Below are 22646 nucleotides of genomic sequence, written 5' to 3' on the forward strand. Positions count from 1 at the left end.
TCCCGCAAGCGGGAGGGGAGATCGACGTCCGCTTCCCACCCCAAAACAGCCCCAAAAACTTTGAACGCAAGCATCGGGACGCAGGCTCCCCCATGTCCCGCCATAAGGGCTCCAGCACAAAGAAAGGACCCCTCATGACCTACCGGATCACCGGGCTCGACCCCGACCCCTTCGCCCCTTATTTCGCGATGGACGATGCCGAACTCGCCGCGGCCGGCGCCCGCCGCGTCACCGCCACCGCCGATCGCGGCTATCCGTGCCGCATCAGTCTCGACGACGCCCGCAAGGGCGAGGAACTCATCCTGCTCCACCATGTAAGCCACGACGTCGACACCCCGTTTCGCAGCGCCTATGCGATCTATGTGCGCACCGGGGTCCGGCCCCTGACCTGCGACGACAGCCTGCCGCCCGCCTTCGCCGGACGGATGATGGCGTACCGCGGCTTCGACGATACGGGGATGCTCGCGGCGGCGCGGCTCGTGCCGGGCGAGGAGGGCGACGGCGCGATCCGCGACCTGTTCGCCGACCCGGCGGTTGCCTATATCCATGCCCAATATGCGACGAACGGTTGCTTCGCCGCGCGGATCGAGAGGAATTGACCATGGCGTTCGAGACCATGACCGACGACGAGCGCTGGGAAGCGGTCCGGGCGCGCGACAAGGCGCAGGACGGGCGCTTCGTCACCGGGGTGCTCACCACCGGCATCTATTGCCGCCCGAGCTGCGCCGCGCGGCATCCGCTCAGGGAAAATGTCCGCTTCTTTCCGGACGGCGCCGCGGCGCGCGCGACGGGGCTGCGCCCGTGCAAGCGCTGCCTGCCCGACGATGTCGCGCGCGACGAAAGTGCGGTGATCAAGGCGATCGCCGCGATCAAGGCAAGCGAGGAGCCGCTCGCGCTCGCCGACCTCGCCGCGCGCACCGGCTATTCGCCGACGCATTTCCAGCGCGTTTTCACCCGCCACACCGGGCTGTCGCCCGCCGCTTATGCCCGCGCGCTGCGCGAGGAACGCGCGCGGCAGGCGCTGAGCGGCGGCGGCCGGGTGACCGACGCCATTTACGATGCGGGCTTTTCGGGCCCGTCGCGCTTTTATCAGAATATGGAGGGACGCATGGGTATGACGGCTTCGGCATGGATCAATGGCGGCAAGGGCGCGACGATCCACTGGGCAGTGGTGCCGACCAGCCTCGGCGACATGCTTGTCGCCGCGACCGCCAAGGGCGTGTGCCGGCTGAGCTTCGCCGAGGGGCGCGAGGCGCTCGAGGAGCGCTTCCCCGCGGCGAATCTGATCGAGGGCGGCGTGGAGTTCGAGTCGCTTCTCTCGCAGGTAATTGCCGCGGTCGAGGCGCCGGTTCATGGCTTCGACCATATCCCGATCGACGTGAAGGGCACTGCCTTCCAGGAAGCCGTGTGGCGCGAACTGAGAAAAATCCCCGCGGGCGAGACGCGCAGCTATACCGACATCGCCGCTGCGGTCGGCAAGCCCAAGGCGGTGCGCGCGGCGGGCAGCGCCAATGGCGCGAACAATGTCGCGGTGCTGATTCCGTGCCACCGTGTGGTACGCAGCGACGGATCATTGGGCGGCTATGCCTATGGCCTGCCGATCAAGGAAGAATTGCTCAAAAGGGAGAGTTTCTGATGTCCGACAAGATTGCCCAATTCAAGGCGCTCCACGTTCCCGGCGACCCGCTGATCCTGATCAACATCTGGGATGCCGGGAGCGCGAAGGCGGTTGCCGCCGCGGGCGCCAGGGCGATCGCGACGGGCAGCTGGGGTGTCGCCAGCGCACAGGGGTCCTCCGATGGCGAGAATTTCCCGCTCGACGACGCGCTCGATAATCTCGCGCGCATCCTGACGGTGACCGACCTGCCGGTGACGATCGACATGGAGGCGGGTTATGGCGACGACCCCGCGGCGGTTGGCGCGTCGGTGGCGCGCGCGCGCGAAGCCGGCGCGGCGGGGATCAACATGGAGGACCGGCTGCCGGGGCAGAAGGACCTGCTGCCGACCGCCGACGCCGCTGCGCGCTACCGCGCCGCCGCCGATACCGGCCTCTTCGTCAACGCGCGCTGCGACCTGTTCCTCGGACGGGATGCGGCGAAGGACGGCGATGCGCTGGTCGCTGCGACGCTCGAACGCGCGCGCGCCTATGCCGATGCGGGCGCAGGGTCGCTGTTCGTGCCCTTCCTGCTCGATCCCAAATGCATCGGCGCGATCTGCGATGCCTCGCCGCTGCCGGTGAATATCCTCCGCGGCAAGGGCGGGCCGACGCACCGGGAACTCGCCGGCCTCGGCGTCGCACGGATCAGCCACGGCCACCAGCCGTGGGCGGCGGCGATGGCCTGGCTCGGCGGGCAGGCGGCGCAGGTGCTGGGCGGCGCCGAACCCGATTATTGAGCCAGGCGGTCAGTCGTTGTCGGCGGGCTTTTCCGGCTCGGCCGCCGCGTCGGCCGCCGCGCCCTCGCGGCGGTCGCGCATCGCCTCCAGATGTTCGAGAAATTGTTCGCCGCCGCCGCCGTGCGGGTCGAAGGCGACCGATTGCGCGAGCTTGATCGCGGGCGCGAACTCGCCCTTGTTGGCGAGCGAATAGGCATATTCCATGCGCAGCTGGATATCCTCGGGCGCCAGCGAAAAAGCCTGCTCCAGCCCCTTGATCGCGATCTCGGGCGGCGTCACGCCCTGCTGCTGGAAGCTGCGGAAATAGGCGTAGAGCGGCACCGGGTCGTCGGGATTGGTGCGGTTGGCGTGCGCGATCGGCTTGCGTACCTCGCGCCAGGCGGCGGCGCTGAAATCCTCCTTGTTGTCCATGTCGATCGCCAGGAGGCGCCCGAGCAGGACGTTGGCGCGGACATGATCGGGGTCGAGCGCGATCGCCTTGTCTGTCGCCGCGCGCACCGCGGCCAGATCGCGCCTGTCCTCGTCGAGCTCCCATTCGGCCATCGCCAGTTCGAACCAGCCATTGGCGTGGCCCGGGTGCAGCGCGGTGAGCGCGCGAAGGTCGTCGCGGACCTTGGTCATGCGCGCATCGTCGCCATTGGCGCTCAGCCGTTCGAGCCTCAGTTCGATGAGCGCGTCTTCGGCGGTCGCGAGCGGGGCGATGGTGATGCTGCCCGGAATCGCGATCGGCTCGTTCGTCCGGCGATAGGTCATCGGGCGGATCATGTAGCGATTGAGGTCCTTGTCGAGTTGCGCGAGGTCGCCGAACGAATCGATCGCGGCCTGCTTCGCATCGTCGCCGCGATTGATCGCCTCGATATATTTGGTGAGCTGGCCGGCGCGCGACGGATCGCTGTAGAGCATGTGCGTCAACACCCAGGCGCGGCCGTAATAGACGTCGACCTGCCCCGACGTGCGCATCGCGCCCGGCCGCTCGAGGAGCAGCCTCTCGGCCGGTATCTTGGGCATTTCGAGCAGGCCATAGGCGCGGCCATAGGCGGGGCGGCCGATCTCGGCCTTGCCGTCGCGGTCGAAATCGACGGTCGAATAATATTCGGCGAAGCCCTCGATGAACCACGCCGGGAAGGCGGCGTGGACATAACGCTTCATGAAATGATGGCCATATTCGTGAAACAGCGTCTGCTGCGGCGCCGAAGTGCCGAGCTGGCTTCCCATGTCCTCGCGGTGTGACACCGCGAAGCTGCCCTCGGGGTCGGGGGTGTAGAAACCTGCGATCGACGAGCCGCGCTTGCCTGACATCAGCCGCCCGGCTTCCTCGGCCTGCGGGACGAGGTAGATGGTCAGCCGGTTGGGCTCCTTGCCGCCGGGGATCTTGAATCGGAAGCGCAAGGTCGCGTCGAAACGCTGCAGATTCTCGGCGAACTCGCGCAGCGATTTCTCGCTTCCTTCGCTGTAGATGATGAAATTGTCGGTGTCGGCGCGCAGCCATTTGGCGTCCGCGCCCGTTGCCGCCAGCGCTGCCCCCAGCGCGAGCGTCCCCATTGCCCGCTTGAACATCGTCGTGAAAATCCCCCGGCCGGCCTTTCTGCAAACCCATGCTGCCAAGCGGCGTGCGGGCTGTAAAGTCTTCTGCGGTCAGACGAAACTATAGGGGTCGATATCGATCGCGAGGCGCGCCTTGTTGGGCCAGTCGATCCGGCCGATCCATTCGCGAATTGTCCCCTGCAGGTCGAAACTGCGCGGCGCGTGAAGCAAAAGGCGGAAACGGTGGCGCCCACGCAGCATCGCCAAGGGGGCGGGCGCGGGGCCATAGACCGCGAGCCCTTCGGCGACCGGCGCCTTGTCGCCCAGCCTTTTGGCGACGCCGCGCGCGACCTCGATGTCCTCGGACGAGATGACCAGCGCGGCGAAGCGGCCATAGGGCGGCGCCCCCGCGAACTTCCGCGCCGCGGCCTCGGCGGCGTAGAAACCATCGCGGTCGTTGGCGACCAGTGCCGCCATGACCGGCGCATCGGGCACGCGCGTCTGGATCAGCACCTCGCCGGGCTTCACCCCGCGCCCCGCGCGCCCAGCGACCTGCGCGATCTGCTGGAAGGTGCGTTCCGAGGCGCGGAGGTCGCCGCCGTCGAGCCCTAGGTCGGCATCGACCACCCCGACGAGCGTCAGGTTCGGGAAATGATAGCCCTTGGTGACGAGCTGGGTGCCGATGATGATGTCGACCAGCCCGCCCTCGACATTGTCGACGAATTCGGCCGCCTTGGCGGGCGACCACAAAGTATCCGAGGTGACGATCGCGACGCGCGCAGCGGGGAAGCGCAGCGCCACCTCGTCGGCGACGCGCTCGACCCCGGGGCCGCAGGCGACGAGGCTGTCCTCGTCCTCGCATTCGGGACACAGCCGCGGCGGCGGCATGACATGGCCGCAATGATGGCAGGCGAGGCGGTGGACCAGCCGGTGCTCGACCATCCATGCGGTGCAATTCGGGCACTGGATGCGATGCCCGCAGGTGCGGCAGAGCGTCAGCGGCGCGAAGCCCCGGCGGTTGAGGAACAGAAGGCTCTGTTCGCCCTTGTCCAATCGGTCGGCGAGCGCATCGACCAGCGGCGGCGCGAGCCAGGTGCCGCGGTCGGGTGGGTCGTGGCGCATGTCGATCGCCGCGAGGTCGGGCAAGGTCGCGCCGCCGAAGCGCGCGGGCAGCTTGATTTGGCGATAACGCCCCGCCTCGACCATCGCGAGGCTTTCGAGCGCGGGGGTCGCGCTCGCGAGCACGACCGGCAGCCCCTCGAAATGCCCGCGCATCACCGCGACATCGCGCGCGTGGTAGTGGACGCCATCCTCCTGCTTGAAGCTCGTCTCATGCGCTTCGTCGACGACGATCAGCCCCAGATTGGTATAGGGCAGGAACAAGGCAGAGCGCGCACCGACGACGATCTTCGCCTCGCCGTTGGCAATGGCGTGCCACGCGCGGCGGCGCTCGGTCGCGCGGAGCCCCGAATGCCAGGGCACCGGCTCGCAGCCGAAGCGCGCGGCGAAGCGCGTCAGCATCGGTTCGGTGAGCGCGATCTCGGGGAGCAGGACGAGCGTCTGCTTGCCCGCGTCGACCGCGGCGGCGATGGCCTCCATATAGACTTCGGTCTTGCCCGATCCGGTGACCCCGTCGAGCAGCAAGGTCTCGAATTTCGCGGCGGCGACGGCATCGCGAAGCTCGGCCGCCGCCGCGGTCTGTTCGTCCGACAGGTCGGGCGGCGCGAAGCCCGGGTCGGGTTGGGGATAGGGCGCGTCGGCCGATACGCTGACCGCCTCGAGCGCGCCGGTCTGGACGAGCCCGCGGATGACCGCGTCGCTGACTTCGGCGAGCGCCGCGAGTTCGCGCACCATGCCCTGGCGGTCGCCGATCTTTTCGAGCGCGACCGTCCGCTGCGGAGTCATCCGTACGGGCAGTTCGCCCGTCGCGCGATATTCGACGATCGGGCGGCGCGCGTCGGAAAAGGCCGCGCCGGGCAGCACCATGCGCAGCACCGCGCCGGGCGGGGCGAGATAATAGTCGCTCGTCCATTCGACGAGACGGCGCAGCGGCGCGGGCACCGGCGGCACCGGCACGACCTCGTAGAGGTTGCGGAGGCGATTGTCGCCGACCGGATCGGGGGCGCCGAACGCGCTGTCCTCCCACACCACGCCGCCCATCTTGCGCGGGCCCAGCGGCGCGACGACGACGCTGCCGAGCGGCGCTTCGCTGCCATAGGGCACACGATAGTCGAGCGGGCCGAGGGCGGCGGTCAAGAGGAGGACGCGGGCGCGGGTCATGGGACTGCGCAGGATATAGGGCGGCGGGTAAAATAGGAAAGCGGTCGAATAAGCCGTCGCCCCCGCGCAGGCGGGGGCCGCTGGCCACCTTATTCAGCGCCGCTGTGTAGACCGATTACGGCCCCCGCCTGCGCGGGGGCGACGATCACGTCGCCAGCGCCACTTTCTTCACCGCCCGCTTCGCGGGCTTGGGCCGCTTGAACCAGAAGCTCCACACGGCAAGGCTGCCGAGCATCGTCATCGCAACGCCCGAGATCGTCAGCAATATCCGCCAGGTCCAGCCGCCGACCTTCGACGCGTGGATCGGGAAGGCCATGTTGAACGCCTGCGCGCCCGAGGGCAGCGCGAGCGCGTCGCGCGCGGCGATCACTTCGCCCGTCGCGGCGTCGAACGCCACGGTGGTGCGGCCGTTGGGCAGCCATTCGGCGGGCTGCTTCATGCGCAGGCTGATCGGATCGCCCGGCTTGCGCGGCAGGCTCAGGATGCGGAACTCGGCGTCGGGAAAGCGGCGCCGCGCTTCGGCGAGCATCGCGGCATAGTCGGGCCTTTCGGCCAGCGGCCCGCCCTTGTATTTCGGCGGCTCGAGCGCCTTGGCGGTCTCGGCGACCGGGCCGAAGGGCGCGACGACCCCGAGCGCGAAGGGGCGGAAGATCATCATCGTGCCGGTGACGATCGAGATCAGCAGCAGCGGCGCGGCGATGATGCCGATGTCGCGGTGGTGCCAGACGATCGACGGGCGGCTCATCCTTTTGGGCCACAGGCGAAGCTGGAAGGTCTTCCGCGTGCGCCACCACAGGATCGCGCCGCTGATCACGAAGAACAGCCCGGCGAGCCCCGCGATGCCGATCACCCATTCGCCGCTGTCGCCCGCGAAGAGATGGTGGTGGAAATCGAAGATCCAGAGCTCGGGCCGCTCCCACTGGCTCGCCCAGCGCGCCGCGATCTCGCCCGACTGGCTGGCATAGGCGCCCGCCTCCCCCCCATTCGGACCGCCGATGCGCAGCTGGTGCAGCCCGAGACGCTCGTCGGCATAGATGATGCCCTGCGCCCCCGGCGTTGCCATCAGCTTCTCGGTCGCCGCCGTCACGCTGGTGAGGTCGCCGCGCAGCGGATCGCCGCTGCCCGGCACCCCGATCCACAGATGTTCGTAGAGCAGGATCGTGCCCGACAGGCCGAGCAGCGCGAGCACGAGGCCGATCAGGCCCCCGGTCCAGCGGTGCAGCGTGTCGAGCAGCTTCATCATGTCAGAACCGGTAATCCCACCCCAGCGTGAAGGTCCGCCCGCGTCCCGCGAAGAAGGCGAGATTGTCGGTCGGTAGCCGTGTGTCGCTCGAATAGTCGATGTAGAATTTGTCGAACAGGTTCTGGATCGACAGGCTCAGCCCGCCGATCCCGGTCTCGTAGCGCAGGCTTGCATCGGTGATCGCATAACCGCCGAAATTGTTGCGCGGGTCGGGGTTCGCCTTGCCGTGGAAGCTCTTCGACAGGAAGAATTGCGTCTGCACCAGCGCCGAGACCGGACCCTTGTTGTAGCTTGCATTGAGGTTCAGCCGGTCGGGCGAGATGTTCGTGCCGTCGAGATCGGTGTCGACGATGCCGTCGGGGTTGGCGCTGTCGCTGTCGTACTTGCCCTGCAGATGCGCGTAGCCGACGCCGAGCCTCAGCCCGTCGATCGGCAGCGCGACGCGCAGGTTGAGCTCGAGCCCCTCGATCTCGACGCGTTGGCGCTGGACGTCGAAGATGCGGTCGGGACGCGCGATGAGCAGCTGGCCCTTGTCGCTCGACGACCAGAAATAGGTCGCGGTCGCGTCGAGCGGCCCGCGCTTCAATTCGATCCCGATCTCGCGATTGTTCGAAATGATCGGCGAGATATCGAGGAAATTGTCGAGATCGACCCCCGTCGTGTTGATCGCGCGCGTGATGCGGCCGATGTCGGGCACGGTGAAGCCCTCGGCATAGCTGGCATAGGCCCGGATCCCCGCCCAGGGCTCGACGATCACGCCGCCGTTGATCAGGAGGTCGCTGAACTTGGGCTTGCCGCCCGCGACGTCGACGCCGCCATAGGTCGATACGCCGCAATTGGTGGTGACCGTCGCCGAGCAGGCCCGGAAGGTGGTCGAGGCAAGGGTGCTGAAATCGTCGATCTTGATCTGGACATTTTCCCAGCGCACGCCGCCGGCGAGGCGGACGACGCCGTCGAATAATTTGAGGTTGGCCTGGCCGAAGGGCGCGAGGCTGCGGAAATCGCTCGGCGGCACCCAGACGCGGCCGGTCGCGATCAGCGCCTGTTCGGTGCGGTCGACGAGCGCGTCGAAACCGATCGTCAGCGTCAGGTCCTCGAAGCCCGGCAGCCCGCGCTCGTAGCTGAACTTGGCGCCGAGCTTGCGGCTGCGGTTCTGCGACTGGTCGAACAGGGTGCCGACCGGCGCGAGCGCGGGGTCCTGGAACGTCGCCTGCACCGCGACCTCGCCGCCGAAGGTGTCGCGGCTGCGGTTGAAGAAGATCTGGCTGACGAAATTGCCGCCGCCGAGGTCGGTGTCGGTCAGCGACAGCGCGACGCTCTCGGTGCGGTTCTGCGCCGATTCGCCCGGCGGGGTGCCGCGCACCGCGCTCGTCGGCACGCCGGTCAGGCGATTGCCGGGCAGCGCGATATAGTCGCCGTCGCCCTTCAGCTCGAAGCGGCTCGCGATGAGGTCGAGCCGCGCGGTATCCGACAGTTCGTAGCCGAGCCGCGCGAACAGCGAGAGGGTGTTCGAATCCTGCGTCTCGCCCTGCGTCAGGTTGATGCCGATGCGGCGGCCCTGCCCGTCGTAAAAGGCACCGCGCTTTTCATAGGCCGCGCCGAAAGTCGCATCGAAGCGGCCGGCGCGATATTGGACGAGCCCCGCGGCCTTGCCGCCGAGACCGTCCTTGCTGAAGCCGTTGTCGGCGGTGCCTTGCAGCAGCACGCGGCCGCTGAGCCCCTCTTCCTTGGGCGCGCCGACGGTGACCTGGTTGACGATGCCGCCGGTGCCGCCGATGCCCTGCAAGGCGTTCGAGCCGTAGATCAGCTCGACGCGGTCGATGAAGAAACCATCGATGGTGAAGCCGTCGCGGCTGCCGTCGCGCAGCGGCGTCGATTGCGGGATGCCGTTGATCGCGTAGAGCGGCGAGCGTCCGCGCAACGTCTCGCCCGCGCCCGAGAGCTTCTGCCGCGTGGGGGAGAAGCTGGGGGTCAGGCTCGATACCGCATCGGTGATCGAACCCGCGATCGCGATCTGCTGATCGAGGCTGTCCTTGCCGATGACGTCGATCGTCAGCGGCAGCGCATTGGGCGGCAGCACGGTGCGCGCGGCGGTGACGATGATCGTCTCCTCGCCATTTTCCTCGTCGACGGGGGCCGTGTCCTGCGCGAAGGCGGGGAAGGGCAGCGCAGTGCCGACGAGCGCGGCGACGATCCATTTGCGATTCATTCTCAACTCCTGTTTGCGGTGCCGCTAGTGCGACACATTCGCAAAGGCAAGGAGTTTTGGGGGCTGGCGTTCTTAATCCTCCCTGTCGCGAAGCCGTGGGGAGGGGGACCACCCGCAGGGCGGTGGAGGGGGCGATGCCATAAACCTCGGCTCAAGGCCGCCACCCCTCCACCATGCTTCGCATGGTCCCCCTCCCCATCGCTTCGCGACAGGGAGGATTAAAAGGGCCGCTCTCTGCCGCATCGCCACCACGCGCAAGGGTGACGCCGCGCCGCAAATCGCGCTATCACCCCCGCCATGCGGGAAAAGGAACTGCGCTTCGCCCTGATTTGCTACGGCGGCATCAGCCTGGCGGTATATATGCACGGCGTCACCAAGGAGATCTGGCGCCTCGCGGCGGCGTCGCGCGCCTTTCACGACGGCGGCGGGCAGCGCGGGTCGGGCGCGGTCTATCGCGACCTCCTCATCGCCATCGCCGAGCGCGGCGGCACGCGGCTGCGCATATTGCCCGACATCGTCGCGGGGGCGAGCGCCGGGGGGATCAACGGCGTCTTCCTCGCGCGCGCGCTCGCGACCGGCCAGTCGCTCGATCCGCTGACCGAGCTGTGGCTGAAGGACGCCGACGTCGACAGCCTGCTCGACCCCGATGCGCGGCCCTTGTCGGCGGCGACCAAATTCTGGGCGGTGCCGATCGCCGGCTGGATGATGAAGAAGCGCGGCAACGTGATCGACCGCACCGTCGGCGAGGGGGCGCAGGATGAGGTGCGCGCGAAGCTGTCGCGCTTCGTGCGCGCGCGCTGGTTCGAACCGCCCTTCGGCGGCGCGACCTTCTCGAACCTGCTGCTCGACGCCTTCGACGCGATGGAGGCGGGGCCGCAGGGGCCGCCGCTGGTCCCCGCGGGGCAGCCGGTCGACCTGTTCGTCTCGGTCACCGACTTTGCCGGGCATCGCGTCGCGCTGTCGCTCAACAGCCCGCCGCGGGTGACCGAGGACGAGCATCGCCTCGTCCTCCATTTCCGCGCCGACGGCCGCTCGGGCAAGCCGCTCGACGATGTTCCGGGCTTGGCGGCGGCGGCGCGCGCCACGGCGAGCTTTCCCGGCGCCTTCCCGCCCTTCACATTGCGCGAACTCGACGCGGTGCTCGAAAAGCGCGGCGTCGCTTGGCCCGGGCGCGATGCCTTCATCCGGACGCAGCTTCCCGCGGGCGGCGAGGGCGACCCCGCCGACCGCGTGCTGATCGACGGCTCGGTGCTCGCCAACGCGCCCTTCCGCCCCGCGATCTCGGCGCTCAAGCAGCGCCCCGCGCGGCGCGAGATCGACCGGCGCTTCATCTACATCGACCCCAAGCCCGATTATCGCGCGATCAGCATCGGCAAGTCGGGCGAGGTCGCCGAGGGCGAGGCGGCGCGGCTGCCGGGCTTCCTGCCGACGATCCTCGGCGCGATGTCCGAAATCCCGCGCGAACAGCCGATCCGCGACAATGTCGAGGCGATCGAGGGCATGTCGCGCCGCATCCGGCGCATGCAGCATATCGTCGACGCGATGAAGGTCGAGGTCGAGGAGCAGGTCGCGGCGCTGTTCGGCACCACCTTCTTCCTCGACACCCCGACCACCGCGCGGCTCGCCAAGTGGCGCGCCAAGGCGCAGGAAGAGGCGGCGGCGCGCGCGGGCTTCGCTTTCTCGCCCTACGGCCATCTCAAGCTGTCGGCGATGGTCGAGGAGCTCGTCGGCATCGTCGACCGGCTCGCTCCGCCCGAGGGCGATATCCACCGCGGTATCCGCCGCCAGACGATCTGGGACGAGGTGCGCGCGCGCGGGCTCGACCGCATTTCGGGCAAGCGCGGCGCGGGGGCGAGCAACGATGCGGTGACCTTCTTCCGCACCCATGACCTCGGTTTCCGGATCCGCCGCCTGCGCTTCCTCGCGCGCGAGCTCGACCGGGTGGTCGAGGCAAAGCGCGACGGACGCGACCCCGCCTGCGACGCGATGCGCGACACGATCTACGCGGCGCTCGGCCTCTATCTCGAGCGCGAGGGCGACAGCTGGTTCGCCGATCTCGACGTGCCCGCCGACGCCGATGCCGGGCAATGGATCGAGGCGATCGGGGCGCGGCGCGACCTGATCGGCGCCGACGCGGCGGCCGACGCGCTGATCGCCGAGGGTCTGGGCGCGCTGCCCAAGGACGACCGGCGCGCGCTGTTGCTCGCCTATCTCGGCTATCCCTTCTACGACATCGCGACGCTGCCGCTGCTGCAGGGCGAGGGCTTCGACGAGTTCGACCCGATCAAGATCGACCGCATCTCGCCCTCCGACGCGACCGCGATCCGCGCCGGCGGCGCCGCGGCGATGCTCAAGGGGATCGAGTTCAACGCCTTCGGCGCCTTCTTCAGCCGCGCCTACCGCGAGAACGACTATCTCTGGGGCCGCCTCCACGGCGCCGACCGGCTGATCGATATCGTGGCATCGAGCGTCACCGGCGAGGGCGCGCTGGCGGGCGAGGAACTGGCGGCGATCAAGCGCCGTGCCTTCCATGCGATATTGGACGAGGAGGAGGCGCGGCTGCCCAAGATCGCGGCGCTGATCGCCGAACTGAGGGGCGAGATCGGGCCGGTCTGATCCGCGTCAGTGCGAATGCGGCCCCTCGCCATGGTCGTGCTCGCCCATGACGTCGAGCGACCGGTCGGGCCGGTGCCCGCGGGGATGCCCCTTTTCGCTGTTATAGATCGACGCGACGAAACCGTCGGTCGGCATGAAGCCGCCCTTGATCTCGTATTTCGCGGCGAGGTTCATCGCGGTGACCTCGTCCTGCGTCTTGCCTGCGGCCTTGGCGCTTTCGACCGCGGCGATCACGTCGGCGAGCATCGCGCGATAGGCCGCGAGATCGGCCTTGGTCGCGAGCGGGCCGTGGCCGGGGATGATCACGCTCTTGTCGTCGGCAAGCGCGAGCACCCTGTCGGCGGCGGCGACCACGCCATAGGCCGACCCGCCGCTGTCCAGATCGATGAACGGCAGGCTGACCTTGTGGAAAAACAGGTCGCCCATGTGGAAGATATTCGCCCGCTGCCAGTGCAGGATCGAATCGCCGTCGGTGTGCGCGTGCGGGGCGTGCATCACCTTGATCGTATCGGCGTTGAGGTGGAGCGTGATGCCGTCGTGATAGGTGAGCACGGGCAGCGCCTGCTTGGGGCTCGGGGCTACCGGCTTGCCGCGCACGACCTGCTCCGACGTCATACGCTCGCGGACATGGTCGTGCGCCATGATCATCGCGCCCGCCTTGCCGAAATTCTCGTTCCCGCCGCTATGGTCGCCGTGCCAGTGCGTGTTGATCAGCCATTTGGCAGGCGGCGCGCCGAGCGCCGCGATCGCCGCCTCGATCTTCGGGGTCAGCGGCGCATATTGGTCGTCGACCAGGATCGTCCCGTCGGTCCCGTGGCTGACCGCGATATTGCCCCCGGCGCCGAAGAGCACCGCGAGGCCCGGCGCGACGCTTTCGGTCCGGATCTCGACCTTCGACCAGTCGGTCTGCGCGAGCGCGGGCAGCGGGGCGGCGAAGAGGGCCGAGGCAAAAAGGGCAGCGCGGATCATGAAGGGCCTTTCGCGGAGGATCGCGCGAAGGTTACCGGGACAGGGTCCAGATGCAAAGTCCTTCTCCCCGTGTGGGAGAAGGATAGGGAGCCTTGTCGCGTAGCGATTAGGCGGACTTGGATGAGGGGTCTGCGAGCCTCCGGCTCGCGCGGTCCTTTGGACCGTGACCCCTCACCCAGCTTTGACTAGGCGGCAAGCCGCCAAGTCTGCGCAACCCTCTCCCACAAGGGGAGAGGGATGGGTTAGTCCGTCAGATCGTCCCACATATCCTTGATCTTCGAGAAGAAGCCCTGGCTCGCGGGGCATTCGTCGCCGGTCTCGGTCTCGCGGAATTCGGCGAGCAATTCCTTCTGGCGCGCGCTGAGCCTGGTCGGGGTCTCGACATCGACCTGGATGACGAGGTCGCCGTGGCCGCGGCCGTTGAGCACCGGCATGCCCGCGCCGCGCTGGCGGAGCTGCTTGCCCGACTGGAGTCCCGCGGGGATGCTGATCTCGTGCTTGGTGCCGTCGAGCCCGGGGATGGTGATGCAGCCGCCGAGCGCCGCGGTGGTGAAGCTGATCGGTGCGCGGGTGAACAGGGTCGTGCCCTCGCGCTCGAACAATTTGTGCCGCGCCATGTGCAGGAAGATATAGAGGTCGCCCGGCGCCGCGCCGCGCGCGCCGCTCTCGCCCTCGCCCGACAGGCGGATGCGCGTGCCCTCGTCGACCCCGGCGGGGATGTTGACGGTCAGCGTCTTGCGCCGGTCGACGCGGCCTTCGCCGTGGCACTGCCCACAAGGGTCGGCGATGACCTCGCCCGAACCCTGGCACTGCGGGCAGGTGCGCTCGACCATGAAGAAACCCTGCTGCGCGCGCACCTTGCCGTGGCCGGCGCAGGTGGTGCAGCGGTGGGTCGAGGTGCCGGGCTTGGCGCCCGACCCGTCGCACGCGTCGCAGCGCGCGGCGACATCGACCTGGATCTCGCGGCTGATGCCGGTGAAGGCGTCCTCGAGCTTGATCTCCATGTCGTAGCGAAGGTCGGCGCCGCGCGCGGGGCCGCGTTGCTGCTGCCGTCCGCCGAAGGCCGAGCCGAATATCGATTCGAAGATGTCGCCGATATCGCCGAAGTCCGCATTGCCGCCGCCGAAGCCGCCCGCGCCGCGCACGCCTTCTTTGCCGAAGCGATCGTAAGCCGCGCGCTTCTGCGGGTCCTTCAGACAGTCATAGGCTTCGCTGATCGCCTTGAAGCGCGCCTCGCTGTCGCCGCACCCCGGATTCTTGTCGGGGTGGTATTTCATCGCGAGCTTGCGATAGCTCGCCTTCAGCGTCGCGTCGTCGGCAGTGCGCTCGACTTCGAGCAGTTCGTAATAATCGATGTCGAGCGACATGGCGTTTCATCCATAAATAGGGACAGTCCCTATTTATCCCCTGTTCCAAATTTTCGCCGCTGCCGCCGCGCCCGATAAATAGGGACTGTCCCTATTTATGAGCGCGGCGGTGCGCGCGTGTCTTACTTCTTGTCGTCTTCGACTTCCGAGAATTCGGCATCGACGACGTCTTCGTCGGCCTTGGCTTCACCGGCTTCGTCGGCGCTGGGGGACGCCGCGGCCTGCTGTTCCTTCTCGTAGATCGCCTGGCCCAGCTTCATCGCGACCTGCGCGAGCGCCTGCGCCTTTTCGGTCATCGCGGCGGGATCGCCGCCCTCGACCGCCGTCTTGGCTTCGGCGACCGCGGCCTCGATCTCGGACTTCAACGCCTCGTCGACCTTGTCGCCATGTTCGCGGAGCTGGCTTTCGGTCGAGTGGATCAGGCTTTCGGCGTTGTTCTTCGCCTCGGCCGCCTCGCGGCGCTTCTTGTCTTCCTCGGCGAACTGCTCGGCGTCCTTGACCATCTGGTCGATGTCGGCGTCGCTGAGGCCGCCCGAGGCCTGGATCTTGATCTGCTGTTCCTTGCCGGTGCCCTTGTCCTTGGCGTGGACCGACACGATGCCGTTGGCGTCGATGTCGAAGGTCACCTCGATCTGCGGCACGCCGCGCGGCGCCGGCGGAATGCCGACGAGATCGAACTGGCCCAGCGCCTTGTTATCGGCCGCCATTTCGCGCTCGCCCTGGAACACGCGGATCGTCACCGCCGACTGATTGTCGTCGGCGGTCGAATAGACTTGGCTCTTCTTGGTCGGGATGGTGGTGTTGCGGTCGATCATGCGCGTGAACACGCCGCCCAGCGTCTCGATGCCGAGCGACAGCGGGGTCACGTCGAGCAGCAGCACGTCCTTGACGTCGCCCTGCAGCACGCCGGCCTGGATCGCGGCGCCGATCGCGACGACTTCGTCGGGGTTCACGCCGGTGTGCGGTTCCTTGCCGAAGAAGTCCTTCACGACTTCGCGGACGCGCGGCATGCGCGTCATGCCGCCGACGAGCACGACTTCGTCGATCTCGCTCGCCGACACGCCGGCATCCTTGATCGCCTTCTTGCACGGCTCGAGCGTGCGCTTGACGAGGTCCTCGACCAGCTTCTCGAGGTCGGCGCGGGTGATCGTCTTGACGAGATGCTTCGGCCCGTTGGCGTCGGCGGTGATGAAGGGCAGGTTGACCTCGGTCGTCGCAGCCGACGACAGCTCGATCTTTGCCTTTTCGGCGGCTTCCTTCAGGCGCTGGAGGGCGAGCTTGTCGCCGCGCAGGTCGATGCCTTCGTCCTTCTTGAAGCCGTCGGCGAGATATTCGACCAGCTTGCTGTCGAAATCCTCGCCGCCGAGGAAGGTGTCGCCATTGGTCGACTTCACTTCGAACACGCCGTCGCCGACTTCGAGGATCGAGATGTCGAACGTACCGCCGCCAAGGTCATAGACCGCGATCGTCTTGTTCTCGGTCTTGTCGAGGCCGTAGGCGAGCGCAGCCGCGGTCGGCTCGTTGATGATACGCAGCACTTCGAGGCCCGCGATCTTGCCGGCGTCCTTGGTCGCCTGGCGCTGCGCGTCGTTGAAGTAGGCGGGGACGGTGATCACCGCCTGCTCGACCTTTTCGCCGAGGTAAGCCTCGGCGGTTTCCTTCATCTTCTGGAGGATATAGGCGCTGATCTGCGACGGCGAATAATCCTCGCCGCCCGCCTTGACCCACGCGTCGCCGTTGGCGCCCTTGGCGATGGTATAGGGGACGAGTTCCATGTCCTTCTTGGTCATGGGATCGTCGAAGCGGCGGCCGATCAGGCGCTTCACCGCAAAGATGGTGTTTTCGGGATTGGTGACCGCCTGGCGCTTCGCCGGCTGGCCGATCAGCCGCTCGCCGTCCTTGGCGAAGGCGACGATCGAGGGCGTGGTGCGCGTGCCTTCGACATTTTCGATAACCTTGGGCTTGCCGCCTTCCATCACCGCGACGCAGCTGTTCGTGGTGCCGAGGTCGATCCCGATCACTTTTGCCATTGATATTCCGTCCTTGTTGCTTCTCCGGCGCCCTGAAAAGGCACGCCGTCCATGGGATTTGTTGGGGGCGATATAGGTGCGCTAATCCTTGGCACAAGGACTCAATGGGCTTATCGGGAACAGGAAAATCGAGCCATTTACTGGAGACTGATGCCATGAAGCCCTTCGCCCATCGCCTGTTGCTCGGCGCCGCGCTCGCCGGGACCGCGCTGACCCTGACCGCATGCGAGGAAAATCTGGGCAAGGGCCAGCCGCTCAACGTCGTCAGCGGGCATATCGTGATGGGCGCGACCCCCGACCGCCCCGCGGTCGGCTATTTCCGCGTCGAGGGCGGCCCGGTGCCCGTCGAGCTGGTCGCGGTGACCGCCGACCTCGCACAGCGCGTCGAGATGCACGAAAGCGTCAAGGAGAACGGCGTGGTGACGATGAAGCCGCTGTTCCGCGCCGACGTGCCGGCAAAAGGCGAGCTGATATTCAAGCAGGGCGGCAAGCATCTGATGATCTGGAACATCAATCCCGCCGCGGTGCGCGCGGGCAAGCTGCCGATGGCCTTCGTCTTCACCAACAACAACAACGAACGCATCCTGTTCGACATGCCGATCAAGCAGGCCTCGGCCGCGGGCGCCGACGGCAGCGCCGCGACCGCGCCCGCCGCGATGGATCATGCGGCGATGGGGCATGGCGAGCCGGCGGACGCGGCGAAGAAATAAGCCCGACGTGACGGGGGGCGGGGACCGCGACGGACGCCGGCTGACGGAGGGCGAGGTTGCGCTGGCGCGCAGCGTCTTCGGCGATGCGATCGACTATGATGCGGTGCGCGTGCGCCACCGCAAATGGATATTCTTCCAGCCGCGCGGCGTCGTGATGGCGCCGATGGGGCATCTGCATTTCCACCCCCGCGGCGACGTCTATTGCGACGACTTCTCCTGCCCCGCGAAGGACGAGCTGCGCGCCAAGGGGCTGTTCATCCACGAAATGACGCATGTCTGGCAGGCGCAGCAGCGCGGGCGCTGGTATCTCGTGCTGATGCGCCACCCCTTCGCGACCTATGACTACAGCCTCAAGCCCGGCTGGCCGCTCCACCGCTACGGCATCGAGCAGCAGGCCGAGATCGTGCGCCATTACTGGATGCTCAAGCAGGGCATGACGATCGGCGGCGCGCCTGGAATCGAGGCTTATCGCGCGATCCTGCCTGCCGAATGGAAGGCGGCATGAGCGATTTCGAATTCGTCTTTGCGCTCTACAGCCTGCTGCTCGGCCTTTCGATGGTCGAGCTGCTCGGCGGGCTCGGGCGCGCGATCGAAGCGCGTTTCGCGGCCGAGGCCGAGCGCGAGCGCTTCGCGATCGGCTGGCTGACCCCGCTGCTCGCGGTCTTCGTGATGCTCGACCTCCTGTCCTTCTGGAGCGCCGCGTGGGTCGCGCGCGACGATATCGCGGTGTCGAACGCGACGCTGATGGCGGTCGCGGGCTTCGCCAGCCTCTATTTCCTCGCGGCGCGGCTGGTCTTCCCCTCGCACCCCGAGGGCTTCGCCGATCTCGACGTCCATTATTTCCGCGTGCGCCGGATCGTGCTCGGGCTGCTGCTGATCTTGCTCGCTGCGCAGCTTGGCTATTATCTTGCGCAGCCCGACCTCGCCGCCAACCTCGCGCGCCCGCTCGCATGGATCATGACATTGATCCTCGTCGCGCTGATGGTCGCGGCGATGTGGGTCAAGAGCCCGCGGTGGAGCGCGCTGCTGCTCGCCGCGCTCGTCGCGCGCTATGTGGTGATTTACCTGCTATAGGTTTTCGATCGAAGGAGAGTGCCATGCCCGAAATCCTCGACCGCTTCCGTTCCTCGACCTGGGGCTGGCTGCGCGGCACCCTGCTCGGCTGGCTGACCCTGCTGCTCTGTCTCGTCGGGGTGGGTTTCGTCATCATCGCGGCGATCTGGGTGCACAACCTCATGGTCACCTATGAGGTGACCGAGGACCGGCTGATCCTGCGCAAGGGCATTTTCGTGAAGAGCATCGACGAGATCGAGCTCTACCGCGTCAAGGACATCCGGCTCGACTTCACCCTCGTGAACCAATGGGCGGGGATCGGCACGATCAGCATCGATTCCTCCGACGAAACGACGCGCGGGGGTGCGCTCGTCATGCCCTATATCGCGCGCGCGGCCGAACGGCGCGAGGAACTCCGCCGGCTGGTCGATGCCGCGCGGCAGAAGCGCCGGGTGCGCGAACTCGACGTCGCGAGCGACTTCGCCTGACGCTTAACGCGGCGCTAACCGCGCTGTGCTAGGGCGGTCCCCGTCATTTCCAGGGGGACGGAAAGATGAAAAGCCATTTGCTGGCGATGCTTGTGCTCGCCACGCTTAGCGCATGCGGCAGCGAGGCCGGGAGCAGCCCGGCGACCTACAAGCTCACCGCGGGCGAGGTGCGCAGCCATCTCGTCAACCGCGGTTATCCCGCGGGCAGCCTCGAGGGCGCCGAGGATCGCACCGTCGAAGCGCGCGAAATGGGCGACGACCATATCCAATGGTTCATCCACAACGGCAGCGGCACGGGCTATCTCTGCCACACGGTGATCGAGGCGGCGAACGAAGACGGCAGCGAGACGCGGCTGGCGAACAAATGCGAGACCCCGGCGCATCCCGAAAAGAAGGTCGCCGCGCTGACGAAGATGATCGATTCGATCCTCACCGCCGACCGCGGGGACCCCTTCGCCAAGAAATAATCCGCTGGCCAAGCGCCCGGCGTTCGTCCTATGTTCCGCGCATGGACCCGCTCTCGCTTCTGCTCGCCCTTGCCGCCCTCGCAATCGGGGGGCTGATCGGCTGGCTTTTTGCGGGGCGGCAGGCGGGGGCGCTCAAGGCCGAGCGCGACAGCCTGACCGAACGGTTCAAGAGTGCGGTCACCGACCTCGCCGCCGAGGCCGAGGCGCGCAAGGCGGCCGATCTCCAGCTCGCCGGTCTGGTCAGCGAACAGCGCGCGCGCGACGAGGCGCATGCGGCGCAGATCGCGCAATTGAAGGACGCGCAGGCCGCGCTCACCGCGCAGTTCCGCGAGGTCGGCCAGACGATGCTCGGCGAGGCGCAAAAGGCCTTTCTCGAACGCGCCGATGCGCGTTTCCGCCAGAGCGAGGAGAGCGCGGGGCAGAATCTGAGGGCGCTGCTCAGCCCGGTCCACGAGCGACTGCAGAAATATGAGGAGGCGGTGGGCAAGGTCGAGGCCGAGCGGCGCGACGCCTTCGGGCTGCTTCACGGCCAGATCGAATCGATGCGCGCGGGGACCGAACGCGTGTCGAGCGAGGCGGCGAAGCTGGTCAACGCGCTGCGAAACGCCCCCAAGGCGCGCGGGCGCTGGGGCGAGCAGCAGCTCAGGAACGTGCTCGAAAGCTGCGGGCTTTCCGAACATGCCGATTTCCAGACCGAGGTCAGCGTGGCGGACGGCGACGGCGGGCGCCTCCGCCCCGACGTCGTGGTGCGGGTGCCCGGCGGGCAGAATCTCGTCATCGACGCCAAGGTGTCGCTCAACGCCTATCAGGATGCGTTCGGCGCCGTCGACGAGAGCGAAAAGGCGGCGCATCTCGCCGCGCACGCCGCGGCGATGAAGGCGCATGTCAACACCCTCGGCGCCAAATCCTACTGGAACCAGTTCGACGACACGCCCGACTATGTCGTGATGTTCGTCCCCGGCGAACATTTCCTCGCCGCGGCGCTCGATCATGACGCCGACCTTTGGGACTATGCTTTCGACCGCAAGGTGCTGCTCGCGACCCCGACAAACCTCATCGCGATCGCGCGCACCGTCGCCGCGGTGTGGCGGCAGGAAAAGCTGGCGGGGCAGGCGCGCGAAATCGCGGCGCTCGGCAAGGAGCTTTATGCGCGCCTCTCCATCATGGGAGGGCATATCGCCAAGGTCGGGAAAAATCTCGATCAGGCCACGGGAGCCTACAACGCGTTTATCGGAAGCTTTGAGGATCGCGTGCTGGCTCAGGCACGACGTTTTGAGGCTCTTGATATTGAGACCGGCGACAAGGACATCCCGACCCTACCGGTCGCCGAACAGTCGGCGCGCCCGCTGGCGAAGCTCGCCAGCGCGCCGGCGGCGGTCAACGACGGGGAGTAACCTCCACCCCGTTATTCCCGCGGAAGCGGGAATCGAGCTTTCGCTTCGCTTGACGGCCGGCGCCGACGGTGGATCCCAAGACCCTTTGCGTTCTTTGCGCCTTTGCGTGATTCAAAATTATCTCACGCAAAGGCGCAAAGGCACGAAGAAGGAAAAAGCTGGATCGCTTGGAGAGTCGCGCGCCTCTCCGCGCCCTTCGCGGGGATGACGGGGTGAGAGTGCGCGCGACGGCTCAGATCGCCCGCTTGAGCACCGCCGTGCGTCCCTCGGCGCCGGTCAGGATCAGCGTGCCGTCGCTCGGAAAGTCGAGGCTCACCGGCCCGCGCATCAACGCGAAGAAGGCGTTCTCCTGCGTCATGCCCGGCCCCGGGCACGCCATTTCGGTCGCCATCAGCGGCCCCGCGGTGAGCGTGCCGCCCTCGCGCTCGTAGCTCCCTGAAAAACGGTTGCACCCCGCGCTGCCGCTCAGCCGCCCGGCCTCGAAGGCGAGCGACGTCGGCCGGTCCCTTGCCACCGCCACGCCGCCGATCGACACGAAGCTCCAACTGGTGCCCGCAAGCTCGGTGGGCGGCAATATGCCGCCGCCGCAGCCCTGCACCGTCTTGCCGTCGGCGGTGAGCGTCACCTTGTCGCGGTAGCGCCGGTCGCTCATGCCGTCGCTGCATTCGCCGTGGGTGATGTCGACCGTCAGCCGCTGGGTGACGTAACGCTCGCCGTTGAAGCTCGGCCGGGCGCCGGGGTTGGGGACGAGGATCTTGGTGTCGCCATAGTCGCCGTCATAGTTGAGCAGCCCCGGCGTGATCTCGAGCGTCCAGCCGGGCTCGGTGCCGAGCGCGAAATAGCGCGCGGCGGGCGGGGTGCCCGGGGTCTGCGGCGCCTCGGCGGCGGGGACGCAGGCGGCGAGGGCAATGCCGAGCGTTGATACGGCAAGCGGCTTGAACATGGTCGTCTCTCCAAAACCCGTTCGCATCGAGCGAAGTCGAGATGCGTCGTGCGCGATGCTCGGGTGTCTCGACTTCGCTCGACACGAACGGAAGAGAGGAGGGTGTAGTTGCGCCGCGGTGTCGCGTCGCTGAACGGCTAGCCCCGCCGCCGCTGGTTCAGCACCTCATAGGCCATCACCGCCGCCGCGACCGCGGCGTTCAGGCTGTCGGCCTTGCCCATCATCGGCATCTTCACGCGCATATCGGCGGCCGCGGCATAGGCCTCGGGCATGCCCTGCGATTCGTTGCCGACCAGGATGAAGGTCGGCGCCGCATAGGCCACCGCCTGATAGTCGGCCGTATCCTCGCCCAGCCAGGTCGCGACCAGCTGCCCCGGGCCGCCGCGCAGCCAAGGCAGGAAATCGTCCCATTCGGCCTGCACGAGGCGCTGGGTGAAGATCGCCCCCATGCTCGCGCGTACCGCCTCGACGCCATAGGGGTCGGTCACATCGCCGAGCAGGATCAGCCCGCCCGCGCCGACCGCGTCGCCGGTGCGCAGCATCGTGCCGAGGTTGCCCGGATCGCGGAGGCGCTCGGCGACGAGCCAGATCGGCGCGGCAGTGCGGTCGAGGTCGGTCAGCGTCGTCTTCGGCTCCGCGTAAATCGCAACGATCGCCTGCGCATTCTCCTTGCCCGACAGCTTCGACAGGATCGCGGGCGTGGTGTCGATCACCTCGCCGCCCGACGCCAGCGTCGCCGCGACCAGCGCCTGCGCCAGCGGATGCGCGGCGCCCTCGTCGGCGAGGAACAGCCATTTCGGCAGCACGCCCGCCTCGCGCGCCTCGGTCGCGATGCGCAGCCCTTCGGCGAGGAACAGCCCCTCGGCGCGGCGATGCCGCTTCTCGCGCAGCAGCCGCATCCGCTTGATCAGCGGGTTGGAAAAACTCTCGATGCGCGACCGGCGGCCCGTCTGGGTCAT

Annotated in this window: 19 protein-coding genes; 10 read left to right on the forward strand and 9 right to left on the reverse strand. The window is 67.7% G+C overall.

What is annotated here, in order from left to right; genetic code table 11:
• Positions 1-134 precede the first annotated feature (134 nt).
• The 3 genes from ATE62_RS05325 to ATE62_RS05335 are packed head-to-tail and all read left to right on the forward strand — an operon-like array spanning position 135 to position 2394.
• Entirely contained in the window at positions 135-599 is a 465-nt protein-coding gene (locus ATE62_RS05325; protein ID WP_058807366.1) for a DUF1203 domain-containing protein, read from the forward strand.
• Between the two features lie 2 nt (positions 600-601).
• The gene (ada, locus tag ATE62_RS05330; RefSeq protein WP_156420477.1) at positions 602-1636 is read left to right on the forward strand and encodes a bifunctional DNA-binding transcriptional regulator/O6-methylguanine-DNA methyltransferase Ada; all 1035 of its coding nucleotides are present in this window, start codon (positions 602-604) and stop codon (positions 1634-1636) included.
• Entirely contained in the window at positions 1636-2394 is a 759-nt protein-coding gene (locus tag ATE62_RS05335; RefSeq protein ID WP_058807368.1) for an isocitrate lyase/PEP mutase family protein, read from the forward strand. The genes ada and ATE62_RS05335 overlap by 1 nt, the downstream gene beginning before the upstream one ends.
• A 9-nt stretch (positions 2395-2403) precedes the next feature.
• On the opposite strand, the gene ATE62_RS05340 is transcribed toward ATE62_RS05335, so the two are convergent.
• From ATE62_RS05340 to ATE62_RS05355, 4 genes are all read right to left on the reverse strand, one after another.
• Positions 2404-3951, reverse strand: a complete 1548-nt coding sequence (locus ATE62_RS05340; protein ID WP_058818453.1) for a hypothetical protein — start codon at positions 3949-3951, stop codon at positions 2404-2406.
• Between the two features lie 78 nt (positions 3952-4029).
• The gene (locus tag ATE62_RS05345) at positions 4030-6198 is read right to left on the reverse strand and encodes a primosomal protein N' (RefSeq protein WP_058807370.1); all 2169 of its coding nucleotides are present in this window, start codon (positions 6196-6198) and stop codon (positions 4030-4032) included.
• A 145-nt stretch (positions 6199-6343) separates the two neighbouring features.
• Positions 6344-7438 carry a PepSY-associated TM helix domain-containing protein gene (locus tag ATE62_RS05350; RefSeq protein WP_058807447.1) on the reverse strand — a complete coding sequence of 365 codons (1095 nt, stop codon included), beginning with the start codon at positions 7436-7438 and terminating at the stop codon, positions 6344-6346.
• 4 nt (positions 7439-7442) lie between these two features.
• Positions 7443-9650 carry a TonB-dependent receptor gene (locus ATE62_RS05355; protein ID WP_058807371.1) on the reverse strand — a complete coding sequence of 736 codons (2208 nt, stop codon included), beginning with the start codon at positions 9648-9650 and terminating at the stop codon, positions 7443-7445.
• A gap of 297 nt (positions 9651-9947) precedes the next feature.
• Between ATE62_RS05355 and ATE62_RS05360 the strand changes: the two genes are divergently transcribed.
• A complete protein-coding gene (locus tag ATE62_RS05360; protein WP_058807372.1) occupies positions 9948-12266 on the forward strand; it encodes a patatin-like protein in 2319 nt (772 codons plus the stop codon).
• Positions 12267-12272: 6 nt separating this feature from the next.
• Here the strand turns inward: ATE62_RS05360 and ATE62_RS05365 are convergent, their stop codons facing one another.
• From ATE62_RS05365 to dnaK, 3 genes are all read right to left on the reverse strand, one after another.
• Positions 12273-13235 (reverse strand): MBL fold metallo-hydrolase, encoded by a 963-nt coding sequence (locus ATE62_RS05365; RefSeq protein ID WP_082662622.1) that lies wholly within the window; start codon positions 13233-13235, stop codon positions 12273-12275.
• Positions 13236-13477: 242 nt separating this feature from the next.
• Positions 13478-14602, reverse strand: a complete 1125-nt coding sequence (gene dnaJ, locus ATE62_RS05370; protein WP_058807373.1) for a molecular chaperone DnaJ — start codon at positions 14600-14602, stop codon at positions 13478-13480.
• 122 nt (positions 14603-14724) lie between these two features.
• Complete coding sequence (gene dnaK, locus ATE62_RS05375; RefSeq protein ID WP_058807374.1) at positions 14725-16632, reverse strand: molecular chaperone DnaK; 1908 nt, start codon at positions 16630-16632, stop codon at positions 14725-14727.
• Positions 16633-16787: 155 nt separating this feature from the next.
• Here dnaK and ATE62_RS05380 point away from each other — a divergent pair, with 155 nt between their 5' ends.
• The 6 genes from ATE62_RS05380 (at position 16788) to ATE62_RS05405 (ending at position 20744) form a co-directional block, all read left to right on the forward strand.
• Entirely contained in the window at positions 16788-17342 is a 555-nt protein-coding gene (locus ATE62_RS05380; protein WP_058807375.1) for a copper chaperone PCu(A)C, read from the forward strand.
• Positions 17311-17847, forward strand: a complete 537-nt coding sequence (locus ATE62_RS05385; protein WP_443028852.1) for a vgr related protein — start codon at positions 17311-17313, stop codon at positions 17845-17847. Before ATE62_RS05380 ends, ATE62_RS05385 begins: the two co-directional genes overlap by 32 nt.
• Positions 17844-18416 carry a hypothetical protein gene (locus tag ATE62_RS05390; protein ID WP_058807448.1) on the forward strand — a complete coding sequence of 191 codons (573 nt, stop codon included), beginning with the start codon at positions 17844-17846 and terminating at the stop codon, positions 18414-18416. The genes ATE62_RS05385 and ATE62_RS05390 overlap by 4 nt, the downstream gene beginning before the upstream one ends.
• A 23-nt stretch (positions 18417-18439) precedes the next feature.
• Positions 18440-18883, forward strand: coding sequence for a PH domain-containing protein (locus ATE62_RS05395; RefSeq protein ID WP_058807377.1), 444 nt, complete (start codon positions 18440-18442; stop codon positions 18881-18883).
• Between the two features lie 65 nt (positions 18884-18948).
• Positions 18949-19350 carry a hypothetical protein gene (locus ATE62_RS05400; RefSeq protein ID WP_058807378.1) on the forward strand — a complete coding sequence of 134 codons (402 nt, stop codon included), beginning with the start codon at positions 18949-18951 and terminating at the stop codon, positions 19348-19350.
• A 41-nt stretch (positions 19351-19391) separates the two neighbouring features.
• Positions 19392-20744, forward strand: coding sequence for a DNA recombination protein RmuC (locus ATE62_RS05405; RefSeq protein ID WP_058807379.1), 1353 nt, complete (start codon positions 19392-19394; stop codon positions 20742-20744).
• A 232-nt stretch (positions 20745-20976) separates the two neighbouring features.
• On the opposite strand, the gene ATE62_RS05410 is transcribed toward ATE62_RS05405, so the two are convergent.
• Both ATE62_RS05410 and ATE62_RS05415 read right to left on the reverse strand, forming a co-directional pair.
• The gene (locus tag ATE62_RS05410; protein ID WP_058807380.1) at positions 20977-21687 is read right to left on the reverse strand and encodes an META domain-containing protein; all 711 of its coding nucleotides are present in this window, start codon (positions 21685-21687) and stop codon (positions 20977-20979) included.
• A 137-nt stretch (positions 21688-21824) separates the two neighbouring features.
• Positions 21825-22646 carry a TrmH family RNA methyltransferase gene (locus tag ATE62_RS05415; protein WP_058807381.1) on the reverse strand — a complete coding sequence of 274 codons (822 nt, stop codon included), beginning with the start codon at positions 22644-22646 and terminating at the stop codon, positions 21825-21827.

The organism is Sphingopyxis sp. HIX (genome assembly GCF_001468285.1).
In the GTDB taxonomy this organism is placed as follows: Bacteria; Pseudomonadota; Alphaproteobacteria; order Sphingomonadales; family Sphingomonadaceae; genus Sphingopyxis.